Source organism: Nonomuraea angiospora, assembly GCF_014873145.1.
GTDB classification, from domain to species: domain Bacteria; phylum Actinomycetota; class Actinomycetes; order Streptosporangiales; family Streptosporangiaceae; genus Nonomuraea; species Nonomuraea angiospora.
Genome location: NZ_JADBEK010000001.1, coordinates 1,772,101 through 1,785,073 on the forward strand (window position 1 = coordinate 1,772,101; position 12,973 = coordinate 1,785,073).

General features: G+C 69.8%; 9 protein-coding genes. 8 read left to right on the forward strand and 1 reads right to left on the reverse strand.

What is annotated here, in order from left to right:
• Window positions 1–85: 85 nt before the first annotated feature.
• A complete protein-coding gene (gene xynC, locus H4W80_RS08105; protein ID WP_192784498.1) occupies window positions 86–1,393 on the reverse strand; it encodes a glucuronoarabinoxylan endo-1,4-beta-xylanase XynC in 1,308 nt (435 codons plus the stop codon).
• A 583-nt stretch (window positions 1,394–1,976) separates the two neighbouring features.
• Between xynC and H4W80_RS08110 the strand changes: the two genes are divergently transcribed.
• The 8 genes from H4W80_RS08110 (at window position 1,977) to H4W80_RS08145 (ending at window position 12,969) form a co-directional block, all read left to right on the forward strand.
• Complete coding sequence (locus H4W80_RS08110; protein WP_192794437.1) at window positions 1,977–2,240, forward strand: hypothetical protein; 264 nt, start codon at window positions 1,977–1,979, stop codon at window positions 2,238–2,240.
• A gap of 257 nt (window positions 2,241–2,497) precedes the next feature.
• On the forward strand, window positions 2,498–2,668 hold the full coding sequence (locus H4W80_RS08115) for a hypothetical protein (RefSeq protein ID WP_192784499.1): 171 nt from the start codon (window positions 2,498–2,500) through the stop codon (window positions 2,666–2,668).
• The gene (locus H4W80_RS08120; protein WP_318786759.1) at window positions 2,665–4,686 is read left to right on the forward strand and encodes an RICIN domain-containing protein; all 2,022 of its coding nucleotides are present in this window, start codon (window positions 2,665–2,667) and stop codon (window positions 4,684–4,686) included. The genes H4W80_RS08115 and H4W80_RS08120 overlap by 4 nt, the downstream gene beginning before the upstream one ends.
• Window positions 4,687–4,766: 80 nt before the next feature.
• A complete protein-coding gene (locus H4W80_RS08125; RefSeq protein WP_225964615.1) occupies window positions 4,767–6,182 on the forward strand; it encodes a non-reducing end alpha-L-arabinofuranosidase family hydrolase in 1,416 nt (471 codons plus the stop codon).
• A gap of 112 nt (window positions 6,183–6,294) precedes the next feature.
• Window positions 6,295–7,659 carry a glycoside hydrolase family 43 protein gene (locus tag H4W80_RS08130; RefSeq protein ID WP_318786760.1) on the forward strand — a complete coding sequence of 455 codons (1,365 nt, stop codon included), beginning with the start codon at window positions 6,295–6,297 and terminating at the stop codon, window positions 7,657–7,659.
• Between the two features lie 135 nt (window positions 7,660–7,794).
• Window positions 7,795–8,616, forward strand: coding sequence for an SAM-dependent methyltransferase (locus H4W80_RS08135; RefSeq protein WP_225963322.1), 822 nt, complete (start codon window positions 7,795–7,797; stop codon window positions 8,614–8,616).
• Between the two features lie 154 nt (window positions 8,617–8,770).
• Window positions 8,771–11,059 carry a polysaccharide lyase 8 family protein gene (locus H4W80_RS08140; RefSeq protein ID WP_192784501.1) on the forward strand — a complete coding sequence of 763 codons (2,289 nt, stop codon included), beginning with the start codon at window positions 8,771–8,773 and terminating at the stop codon, window positions 11,057–11,059.
• A gap of 104 nt (window positions 11,060–11,163) precedes the next feature.
• Window positions 11,164–12,969: a bifunctional copper resistance protein CopD/cytochrome c oxidase assembly protein gene (locus H4W80_RS08145; protein ID WP_192784502.1), complete on the forward strand. Its 1,806-nt coding sequence runs from the start codon at window positions 11,164–11,166 to the stop codon at window positions 12,967–12,969.
• Window positions 12,970–12,973: the final 4 nt, after the last annotated feature.

Sequence of the window (12,973 nt, forward strand, 5' to 3'; positions counted from 1 at the left end):
TCTGCGGGGATGTGGTCGGCTACCCACTCGGCACCTACGCGACAGGAGCCGACCGGCGGCGCGGCGATGGCGGGAGGAGGCTGGGTCACGCGGTCACGAAGGTCGTCACGCTTCGGGCGGGTAGCGTGACGGTGAAGGAACCGTTCGACACGCCGGTCCCGCTCTGGGGTGCGACGTTCCTGCTCGCGTCGGTCAGCCAGGACGAGACCCTGGACGCCGCGCTGTTCCTCAAGGTGAACTGCTGGCTCACCGCGGAGGTCCCCTTGTTGATGGCGACGATGACGACCGTCGAGCCACCCCGGTACGCCGACACGTAGACGTTCGACGCCGGGCTCGCCGTCGCCTCGATGCGCACGTATCCGGGGCGGACGAACCTGGCGAAGTGCGCCATGTTGGCGCCCCGCTTGCTGATCTGGCCGTCCTCACGCATGGGGCCGTAGCCGCGCCGGATGTACCACCAGATGTACGCCTGGAACTCCGCCTCCACCATCGCGCGGTGGATGTGCTCCCCCACATCCAGCGCCTGGGGCCACAGGTCCGCCGAATCGCTGCTGTTGGGGTAGTAGACCTCGGTCATCCAGAGCTCCTTGCCCGCGCCCTTCTGCTTGAAGAGGGGGTAGGGGAAGTTCGCGAACGAGGTGCCGTAGAGGTGGGCCCCGATGATGTCCACGTTGGCGAGCGCCGCGGGGTCGTTGAGGATCGGGTCCGACATGTTCTTCAGGTACTGGAAGGACTCGGGCGCGATGACCCTGGTGCCGATCGAGCCGGCGTTCTCCCGCAGGAACCGCACCATCTCGGCGGGAGTCCACCACGTCCAGTCATGGGCGTAATCGGGCTCGTTCTGCACCGAGATGCCGTACAGGTTCACCCCGTTGTTGCGCAGGTAGGTGGTGAAGTCGTTCAGGTGCTGGGCGTAGGCGCCGTACATGTCGTAACTGAGGCGTCTGGCGTTGGTCTGGCTGCCCCGGACGAAGGTCTCGACCATGCGGGCGGGGGGATTCCACGGCGAGGCGATGACGGTCGCCCCGAGCTCGATCGCTCGCCTGGCCGTCGCCACGTCACGGCCCCAGTCCGCCTGGTTCTCGGGGACGGGCATCCTCAGCACGGAGAACCCCAGCCGGCCCTCGCCGGTGCCGAACGCCGTCTCCCGCTGGGCGGCCGTCAGGTCGCCGATCCAGGCCGTGTGGGTCATGCCGCCGAAGCCTCGTATCGTCTGCCGCTGCACCGACGCATCGACGACCGCGGCGGCGGCCGACACGGTTGCGGCGCGCGAGGCCGCCGCGGCCGGCGTCGCGGCCGCGAGGACCGGCAGTGCCCCCATCGTCGCCAGGACGCTTCTCCGGCTCAGCGCCCCTCGCTCGCCGCCGACGGGCTCATTCCGACCTTGCGCCATGTCTCCTCCTCTTGACTGTTGGAACGACCACACGCTTGTCTTCTCGAGCGGCTCGGATGACTTCGACGAGGCTCAAACAGGGACCATCTCGGAGCGCCGATTGTTCGCGCTAACATCCCCAGGAAAGTAAAGCCCCTACTGCGGCCCGTCAACCGTTCACAGGGAAGAAACTTAACCAAGATCAAGACCGCTCCCGCAGCCATGTTGCTCTCCTCACGCGGGGACCGATGGAGAGCGGTGGGCCCTGTCGACGAGCACGAACGCAGACGGCCCACCGGCACGGCCACTCCAGAGGCCGCAAGTTAACGCCCTGCGCGTCGCAAATTAGCCTGTTGCCAACCGGTAACTTCTGTGAAACTTTCACTTGCACGGGCCGTACAGCGCGATCTCGTTGGAGGCGAAACTCCAGACGGGAAGGTATTCCGATGGCAACGCCCAGGTCGTCACGGGTGGCCCCTCGTTGACGACAGGTCGGACCCTCGGATGTACTCCGTGTCAACGCACTCATCGGAGTAGACCACACAGCTCCGCAGGACCGAATGTTAACGCTCACAGCTCCGCATCCCCTGCTGAAAGGAAGCCGGTGTCCCTGAGCCGCAGGCAGTTCGGAAAGGCCGCCCTGACATCGGCCGCGCCGGCGCCCACCGGTGTGGCCGGCTTTGCCCGTGCGGCGTGGGCCGTCAGCCGGGACGGCCTGAACTGGACGCCCCTCAACCAGAACAACCCGGTCGTCACTCCGACCGCCGGGCAACAGGGCCCGCGCGATCCCCAGGTCTACCGCAACCCGCTCAGTTCCTCGTCGAGCGTCGCCGACCGCCAGGACGGGACCTTCCGGGTGACCTCATGAGCGGAATGTTATCGATAACGCACGGCGCCTTCCGGCCGTTGGCTGGACGACCAGAACCGCACCCTGAGCTACCCGCGCTTCGTCGATGCCGACCGGCTGCCGTACGTCTTCCGGGCCAACCATCGCCTCTCCACCAGCGGCGCAATCCACCACTGGCGGTCCGTGCCAGACGGCGGGCGGCGTATCCAGAGCGTGGGCACCGGGATGGTGCTCGGTGTCACCGGCATGTCCACGGCCGATGGCGCGCTCGTCATCCGATGGGGCGATGCCGACCCCGCCGGCGGCTGCGCCGCGGGGTGGGCACCGCCTTCCGCATCCAGTGCGCCAACGGCGGCCGGGTCCTGGGCCTCGGTGGGACGGCCCAAGGCGCGCAGGTCGTGCTCGCCGACGACAACGGCCCGAACAACAACCTCTGGAGGTTCCTGTGAGGCGCGTGCTCGCGATGCTCTCGTCTCTGCTTCTCGTGGGCGTGTTCCTCACGGCCCCGGCGTCAGCAGCGACGGTCGACACCAACGCGTGGTACGTCCTGGTCAACCGCAACAGCGGCAAGGCCCTGGACGTCTACAACGCATCCACCGCCGACGGCGGCCGGATCACGCAGTGGACCCGTAACAACCAGAACCAGCAGCAATGGCAGTTCGTCGATTCCGGCGGCGGCTACTACCGCCTCAAGTCCCGTAACAGCGGCAAGGTCCTGGACGTCAGCGGCTCCTCCACCGCCAACGGCGGCTCCGTCGTCCAGTGGGCCGACCACAACGGCACCAACCAGCAGTGGCGCCTCGCCGACTCGGCAGGCGGCTACGTACGGCTGATCAACCGCAACAGCAGCAAGGCCCTGGAGGTCCAGGGCGCCTCCACCGCCGACGGCGCCAACATCGTCCAGTACGACGACTGGGGCGGCGACAACCAGCAGTGGCAGCTCGTCCCGGTCGGCAACGACCCGGCTCCGGGCGGCGACTACACCAACCCGGTCGTCTGGCAGGACTTCGCCGACGGCGACATCATCCGGGTCGGCGACACCTACTACTACTCGGCCTCGACGATGCACTACTCGCCGGGCGCGCCGATCCTGCGCTCCTACAACCTGGTCGACTGGGAGTACGCCGGACATTCGGTCCCGAGGCTCGACTTCGACTCGGGCGCCTACGACCTCAACGGCGGCCGGGCGTACGTGAAGGGCATCTGGGCCTCGAGCCTCAACTACCGGCCCAGCAACAGCACCTACTACTGGATCGGCTGCGTCGAGTTCAACCGGACCTACGTCTACACCGCCTCGGCCGTCGACGGCACGTGGACCAAGCGCTCGCAGATCAACAACTGCTACTACGACGCCGGCCTGCTGGTCGACACCAACGACACCATGTACGTCGCCTACGGCAACAGCACCATCAGCGTCGCCCAGCTCTCGGCCGACGGGCTCAGCCAGGTGCGCGCCCAGCAGGTGTTCCAGACCCCGAGCGACGTCGGCACCCTGGAAGGCTCCCGCTTCTACAAGCGCAACGGCTACTACTACATCTGGCTGACCCGGCCCGCCAACGGCCAGTACGTGCTCCGCTCCACGTCGCCGTGGGGCCCGTACGAGATGCGGCAGGTCCTGCTCAACATGCCCGGCCCCATCTCCGGCGGCGGCGTCCCCCACCAGGGCGGGCTCGTCCAGACCCAGAACGGCGCCTGGTACTACATGTCGTTCGTCGACGCCTACCCCGGCGGCCGGGTCCCGGCGCTCGCGCCGATCACCTGGACCAACGACTGGCCGACCGTGCAGACCGTCAACGGCGGCTGGGGCGTCAACTACCCGAAGCCGAACATCCAGACCAGCCGGACCGTGGCGTCCATGATCGGCCCCGACACCTTCACCTCAGGCAGCCTCGGCCACCGCTGGGAGTGGAACCACAACCCCGACACCAGCCGCTTCTCTACCGGCGACGGCCTGCGCCTGCAGACCGCGACCGTCACCAACGACCTCTACAACGCCCGTAACACTCTCACCCACCGCATCCAGGGACCGTCCTCGACGGCGACGATCGAGCTCGACTACTCGCAGATGGCCAACGGCGACCGCGCCGGGCTGGCCATGCTGCGCGACCAGTCGGCCTGGATCGGCGTCAAACGCGACAACGGCGTCAACCGGGTGGTGATGGCCAACGGGCTGACCATGAACAGTTCGTGGCAGACCACCGGCACCGGCACCGAGGCGGCGAGCGCGAACATCTCGGGTGGCCGGCTCTGGTTGCGGGTCAACGCGGACATCCGGCCCGGCTCCGGCAGGCAGGCCCGCTTCTCCTACAGCACCGACGGCAGCACCTTCGTGAGCCTCGGCCCGGCCTTCACGTTGAACAACGCCTGGCAGTTCTTCATGGGCTACCGCTTCGGGATCTTCAACTACGCCACCCAGTCCCTCGGCGGAGCGGTGACCGTGCGCCGCTTCGACCTCACCACCCCCTGACCGTCAGCAGTGGCAACTCGCCCGAGTCGGATGAATCGGAGCACATCGTGAAACACAGATCACTGGCCGTCCTCGCGACGCTGGCCGCCTTACTGGTGAGCCTGTTCGTCGCCAACCAGCCCGCCAACGCCGCAACCGTCGACACCAACGCCTGGTACGTCCTGGTCAACCGCAACAGCGGCAAGGCCCTGGACGTCTACAACCTCTCGACCGCCGACGGCGGCCGCATCACCCAGTGGACCAGGAACAACCAGAACCAGCAGCAGTGGCAGTTCGTCGACTCCGGCGGCGGCTACTACCGCATCAAGTCCCGCCACTCCGGCAAGGTGCTCGACGTCTACAACCTGTCGACCGCCAACGGCGGCGCGATCGTGCAGTGGGCCGACGGCAACGGCACCAACCAGCAGTGGCGGCTGGCCGACAGCTCGGACGGCTACGTGAGGTTCATCTCGCGCCACAGCAACAAGGCCCTGGAGGTCCAGGGCGCCTCCACCGCCGACGGCGCGAACATCGTCCAGTACGACGACTGGGGCGGCAACAACCAGCAGTGGCAGCTCGTCCGGGTGGACGGCGGCGGCAACCCCGGTCAGTGCGATCTTCCGTCGACGTACCGCTGGACCTCGACGGGCCCGCTGGCGACCCCGAAGTCGGGTTGGGTCTCGCTCAAGGACTTCACCGTCGCCCCGTACAACGGCAAGCATCTCGTCTACGCCACGACGCACGACACGGGCACGAGGTGGGGTTCGATGAACTTCAGCCCCTTCACCAACTGGTCCGACATGGCCTCGGCCAGCCAGAACACGATGTCCTCCTCCACCGTCGCGCCCACGCTCTTCTACTTCGCCCCGAAGAACATCTGGGTGCTCGCCTACCAGTGGGGCGGCACCGCCTTCTCCTACAGGACCTCCACCGACCCCACCAACCCGAACGGCTGGTCATCACAGCAAGTGCTCTTCTCCGGAAGCATCTCCGGCTCCGGAACAGGCCCCATCGACCAGACGCTCATCGGTGACGACACGAACATGTACCTGTTCTTCGCCGGCGACAACGGCAAGATCTACCGGGCCAGCATGCCCATCGGGAACTTCCCAGGCAGTTTCGGCAGCACCTCGACGGTGATCATGAGCGACTCGACGAACAACCTGTTCGAAGCCGTCCAGGTCTACAAGCTCCAGGGCCAGAACAAGTACCTCATGCTCGTCGAGGCGATCGGCGCGCAGGGCCGCTACTTCCGCTCGTTCACGGCCACCAGCCTGAACGGTTCGTGGACGCCCCAGGCCGCCACCGAGAGCAACCCCTTCGCCGGCAAGGCCAACAGCGGCGCCACCTGGACCAACGACATCAGCCACGGCGAACTGATCCGCGCCGGCGCCGATCAGACCATGACCGTCGACCCCTGCAACCTGCAACTGCTCTACCAGGGACGCAACCCCAGCTCCGGCGGAGACTACGGGCTCCTGCCCTACCGGCCGGGCCTGCTGACCCTGCAGCGCTGATGACGTGACACGGATCCTGTGAACCGGGTCCTGGACGCGGCGGCTGGGAGTGTGCGCCGTGTCCAGGACCCACGAACACCGCCGTCACCTACCTGCCCGAGGGAGACAACAGGTGAGACCCGCCCTGCGCACGGTCCTGTGCACCGTGGGCCTGCTTCTGACGACCGTGCTGTTCCCGTCGGCGGCCAGGGCCGACAACCCGATCGTGCAGACCATCTACACGGCCGACCCCGCACCGCTCGTCCACAACGGCCGCGTCTACGTCTACACCGGCCACGACGAGGACGGCTCCACGTACTTCACCATGCGGGACTGGCACGTCTACTCCTCCTCGGACATGGCCAACTGGACCGACCACGGCTCTCCCATGAGCCTGGCCACCTTCGCCTGGGCCGACGCCAACGCCTGGGCCGGCCACGTCACCCCGCGCAACGGCCGCTTCTACTGGTACGTGCCGGTCCGCGACCGCGCCACCGGTTCGATGGCCATCGGCGTCGCGGTCGCCGACAGCCCGACCGGGCCCTTCCGGGACGCCATCGGACGCCCGCTGGTCAACAACGGCGAGATCGACCCCAACGTCCTCATCGACGACAACGGCCAGGCCTACCTGTACTGGGGCAACCCTCGGCTCTGGTACGTCCGGCTGAACACCGACATGATCTCCTACTCCGGCAGCCCGACCCAGATCCCCCTCACCACCGCCGGCTACGGCACCCGCACCGGCAACGCCAGCCGCCCGACCCTGTTCGAGGAAGCCCCCTGGGTCTTCAAGCGCAACGGCCTGTACTACAACGTGTTCGCCGCCGAATGCTGCTCGGAATTCATCGCCTACTCGACGGCCCCCAGCGCCACCGGGCCGTGGACGTACCGAGGGGCGATCATGCCCCGACAGGGAGGCAGCTTCACCAACCACGCCGGGATCGTGGACTTCAACGGCGGGTCGTACTTCTTCTACCACAACGGCGCCCTCCCCGGCGGAGGCGGTTTCACCAGGTCAGTGGCTGTGGAGAAGTTCACCTACAACGCCGACGGCACCATTCCCACCATCAACATGACCACCGCCGGACCGCCCCAGGTCGGCACGCTCAATCCGTTCGTCCGCCAGGAGGCCGAGACCAGCGCCTGGGCATCCGGGGTCGAGACCGAAGCCTCCGGCGAGGGCGGCATGAACGTGGGCTTCATCGAGAACGGCGACTACATCAAGGTCAAGGGCGTGGCCTTCGGCAACGGAGCCTCCTCCTTCACCGCCCGCGTCGCCTCGGGCACCGGCGGCGGCCGGATCGAGCTGCGGCTCGGCAGCGCCACCGGCACCCTCGTGGGCACCTGCACCGTCGCCGGCACCGGCGGCTGGCAGAACTGGACCTCGGTCACCTGCCCGGTGTCCGGCGCGACCGGCACCCGTGACCTCTACCTCCGCTTCGCCGGCGGCAGCGGCTACCTGCTCAACCTCAACTGGTGGCAGTTCACCAGCGGCTGACCAGGCGGAGATTTTACTCAACGGGCGGCGTTTCGATCGGCAACGCGGCGTCACGTTCCGTTACCCTCCCCACCGCGACCCTGCCCACCGCGGACCCCCACAGGAGAAGACCCGACGATGCTGACCGACCCGTTGATGTCAGAACGGTTCCCGCGGACCTCGCGCTACAACCCGGACTGGATCCGCTCCAGCGTCAGCGGCGGGGCCAACTCGCTGTGGCTGGCCGAGTGGCTCACCGAGGCGATGTCGCTGGGCCCGGGCATGCGGGTGCTGGATCTGGGTTGCGGCCGGGGCGCCTCGTCGATCTTCCTGTACCGCGAGTTCGACGTGCAGGTATGGGCGGCCGACCTGTGGTTCAGCCCCGACGACCGGATGGAGCGCATCCGCGACGCCGGCGCCGAGCACGCGGCGTTCCCCATCCACGCCGACGCCCGGTCCCTGCCGTTCGCCGCGGGCTTCTTCGACGCGGTCGTCAGCATCGACTCGTTCGTCTACTACGGCACCGACGATCTGTACCTGAACTATCTGGCCAGGTTCGTCCGGCCGGGCGGCCAGATCGGCATCGCCGGTGCCGGCCTGACGCGGGAGATCGACGGGCCGACGCCCGAGCACCTGGCGGCGTGGTGGGAGCCGAGCATGGCCAACCTGCACTCGGCCGAGTGGTGGCGCCGCCACTGGGATCGCAGCGGCGTCGCCCACGTGGACGTGGCCGACACGATGAGCGACGGGTGGAAGTACTGGCTGGAATGGCAGCGGGCGATCGCGCCGGACAACCAGGTGGAGATCGACGCCCTGACCGCTGACGGCGGCCGCCACCTCGGCTATGTGCGCGCGGTCGCCCGTCGCCGGCCGGACGTCGCGCTCGACGAGCCCATCTCCTCCGTCCCCGTCACGTATGTCAAGCGGCCCCTGCACCGCCCCCGGAGGAGGGCCCAGAGGTTCGACGCCGGCATGTGAGGGATGCCCGCGCGCCCGGGTTGGCACCTCGCCGTTTCAGCACGTCGCGGTGCCGGCCCGAGGGCCTTCCCGCCGGCAACGCGGGGCCGGGCACGCCACGGAATGGACATATGATCTTTTCTGCTGGTGTTTGCCCGATTGTCGGAAGGCCTCCATGACCCACCCCCTCAGTCGGCGGTCCGCCCTGCTGGGCGCCGCGGCCCTGGCCGGCCTCGCCGCGTGGGAGAGACCTGCCGAGGCGGCGGGCGCCGCCGCGTTCGACGCCGCGCGCGAGCGGTGGGTGAGCCTGCTGGCCGGCGGGTCGTACGACTCCGCGTATGCCGACAAGACGCAGGCGGTCGAGGGCTCGGCCAACGCGGTGCTGCGCAAGCTGAAGCCCGTCCCCGGCGGCCCGAGCCTGTGGCCGGACCTGCCGCTCGCGGACCCCCGGACGGGCAACTTCAACCGCGCCTACAACCGCATGCGCACGCTGGCGCTGGGCTGGGCCACGCCGGGCACCGCCATGCACCGGAACGCGGAGGTCGCCGAGACCGCGGTCAGCGCGCTGGACTTCCTGTACGAGCACGCCTACCGCGAGGGGCTCGACCGGCAGGGCAGCAACTGGTACTGGTGGGAGATCGGCGTGCCGCGCGCGCTGACCGACACCTGCGCCCTGATGTACGACGGCCTGCCCAGGGACCGCATCGAGCGCTGGCTGCGCCCGTTACGCCGCTGGTGCCCCGACCCCGAGCGCCGCGTCAGCCACCCCGGCGTCGTCGAGACCGGCGCCAACCGGGCGGGCAAGGCCATGGCGGTGGCGATGCGCGGCCTGCTCACCCACGACGCGCGCCTGGTCAAGCGGGCCAGGGACGCGGTCTCCGACCTGCTGCGGCGGACCAAGGGCCCGGGCGACGGGTTCTACCGCGACGGGTCGTTCATCCAGCACGACGTGTTCCCCTACACCGGCAGCTACGGCGTGGACTACCTGGACAGCGTGGCCAAGCTGATCGCCATGCTCGCGAGGTCGCCGTGGGAGATCGGCGGGATCGGGAACGTCTACGAGATCGTGGACCGCTCGTTCGCGCCGTTCATCTTCGACGGGCTGATGATGGACTGCGTACGCGGCCGGCAGATCTCGGTGCAGGGCCACCGCGACTACCACTCCGGGCAGAAGGCGGTCGAGGCCATCCTCACCTTGCTGGAGGCCGCGCCCGAACGCTATGCCCAGCGCTGGCGGCCGCTGGTCAAGGGCTGGCTCACCCGCAACCAGGCCATCCCGTACGACACGCTCGCGCCGCTGCCGAGCATCGCGGGGGCCAAGGCCCTGCTGGAGGACCCGTCGGTGCCGGTGGGTCCGCGCATGACGGGCACGTACGTCTTCGCCGACATGGACCGCGTCGTGCACCGCCGCCCCACCTGGGCGTACGCGATCGCGATGAGCTCGGAGCGCATCGGCGCGGCCGAGGCCATGAACCTGGAGAACCTGCACGGCTGGTACACCGGCGACGGCATGACCTACCTCTACACCGGCGACCTCACCCACTGGAACGACGACCTGTGGCCCACGATCGACCCGTACCGGCTGCCGGGCACGACGGTCGACACCCGCGGACGCGCCGATCTCCGGCACGGCAAGCGTCGCCTGCCGCCCACCCCGTGGGCGGGCGGCGTGGCGCTCGACGGGGAGTACGGCGTGGCGGCCATGAGGCTGATCGCCGACGGCTCCTCGCTGCGGGCCAGGAAGGCGTGGTTCCTCCTCGATGACGCGGTGATCGCCCTCGGCGCCGGCATCACCGCCTCCGACGGCCGCCGTATCGAGACCATCGTGGAGAACCGCAACACCCACGACACCCACCCGCCGCTGACCCAGGGCGACGGCTGGTTCCACCTGTGCGGGGTGGCCGGTTACGCGCTGCTCGACGGCGTCAAGGCGAAGGTGATCCGCGGCAAGCGCACCGGCCGCTGGCGGGACATCGACAAGGGCGCCACCACGGGAGGTGACGACACCCCCGTCACCAGGCACTACACGACGATCGTGGTCGACCACGGCGTGGATCCGCGCAGGGCGCGCTACGCCTATGCCGTGCTGCCCGACGCCTCCGCCGCCCAGACGGCGGCGTACCGCGGGCGGGTCGAGATCCTCGCCAACTCCCGTACGGTGCAGGCCATCGCCCGCGACGACGTGCTCGCCGCCGTCTTCTGGCGCGCGGGCACCGTCGAGACCGCGGACGGCCCGCTCGCCGCCGACGGCCCCTGCACGCTGCTGATCCGCCGCGACCACCAGCGGGTGCGGCTCGCGGTCTCCGACCCGTCCAGGACCGCCGACGAGGTGCGGATCAGGCTGCCCTGGCCGGTGAAATCGGTCAAGGAGAGCGACCGCAGCGTGCGCAAGTCCAAGAAGGCGGTCAAGGTGGAGGTCGGCGGCAGCCGCGGGCACGCCCACACCGCGGTGGTGCGCGTCTGAGACCTCCCGGGCGAGCCCGTCGGCCGATCACCGTGGCCGGGGCGCCGCCGGTGTGGCACCATGCGAATGTCCCAGCGTGGTCACCCTAGCCGGGCGGAGCCGCCATGAAGGCCCCGGAACGGATCTACGCCGGTGCGGCGGTGGCCGCCGGCGTGGTCGTGCTGGTCGTCGTGCTCCGGTTCGGGGGCGCGATCCAGCCGGAGCTCCCGGGACTGCCCACCGCGGGGCCTGTCACCGTGTGGGGGCTGCCGCTGGTCCGCTTCTGCTACGACGTGTGCGCGCTCGCCTGCGTCGGAACGCTCACGGCGGCCGCCCTCGCCCCGGCCGGTGCGAAAGAGACCGAGACGTGCCTGCGCGCGGCCGGCTGGTGGGCGCTCGGCTGGACCTTCGCCGCGCTGCTGAGCTACGTCCTGACCCTGTCCAACCTCATCCCCCTGCCCGTCGCGGACCTGCTCGCGGCCCCTGACCTGCTGCGGTTCGGCACGGCGCTGCCGCAGACCCGGGCCCTGCTGTGGATCCCGGCCGTGGCGGCGCTCGCGGCCGTCTCCACGCGGCTGCGGACGCTGCCCGCCTGGTTACGGCCGTTGATCGCCGCCTTCGGCCTGCTGCCGCCCGCGTACGTGGGGCATGCCGCCTCCGCCGCCGACCACGACATCGCCGTGTCCGCGTTGATGTCGCACCTGGTCTCGGTCTCCGTCTGGGTCGGCGGCCTGGCCGCGGTGCTCGTCCACTTCCGCCGCTCTTCAGACCTGCCGGTGGTGCTGCCCCGCTTCAGCACGCTCGCCCTGTGCTGCTTCGCCGCCGTCGCCGTCTCCGGCGTGGCCGGCGCCTGGGTACGGCTCGGCACCCCGTCCGACCTGTGGCAGAGCACGTATGGGCAGCTCCTGGTGGCCAAGACCGTGGCGCTCGTGACCCTGGGCCTGTTCGGCTGGACGCACCGCCGCCGCACCGTCGCGGGCGTCGCCGACCGGACCGTACGCCACACCTTCGTACGGCTGGCGACCGGCGAGCTGACCGTGATGGGGGCCGTCGTCGGGCTGGCCGTCGGCCTGTCCCGCACCCCGCCACCCCCTGGCAGCGGCGGCGGCCACGACCACCTCGTCCTGGAGTACCCGCTCGCCCCCTTCACCCCGGGCGCGCTGGTCACCGAGGTCCGCCTGGACCCGACCGTCCTGCTGCTCCTGGCGCTGCCGGCCGTCGCGTACCTGGCCGGCGTGCGCCGGGCCGCGTCGTGGCCGGCCGGACGTACGGTCGCCTGGTGCGCGGGGGTGGCGCTCATGGCGGTGGTGCTGCTCGGCGGCGTGGGCGGGTACGCGCGGGCGATGCTGTCGGCGCAGGTCCTGCAGCACGTCGTGCTCACCGCCGTCGCCCCGCTCCTGCTCTGCCTGGGCGCGCCGCTCACCCTGGCCGCGTCCTTACGCCAGGACCTCGGACTCCCCGCCCGCCGCCTGACCCACCCGACCTTCCTGCTGGCCGCCTACCCCGTGGCGTTCCTGCTGCTGTACGCCACCCCGTGGCTCCCGTGGTCCCTGTCCGGCTACGCCCAGCACCTGCTCACCCAGGTGCTGTTCTTCCTCCTCGGCCTGCTGACCTTCTGGGTGCCGGCAGGCGTCGACCCGCTCCCCCGCCCGATTCCCTGGGGCGTCCGCGCCCGGCTGCTGGCCGCCGTCGCCCTGACCCATCTGGCCCTGGGCGCGTTCCTGCTGCTCGGGCCGCCGGTCGCGAACGACTGGTTCTCCCTCGCGGCCCCGCCCGGCGTCCCGGACCTCCTCGCCGACCAGCGGCTCGCCGGAGCGGTGGCCCTGCTCCTCCCGCTGCCCGGGTTCGCCCTGCTGGCCGTGCGCATGGCCTGGCTCAGGCAGGCGGCGCTCGACCGCGTGCGGACGAGCCCGCCCGCTCAGCGGCGGTGAAGTG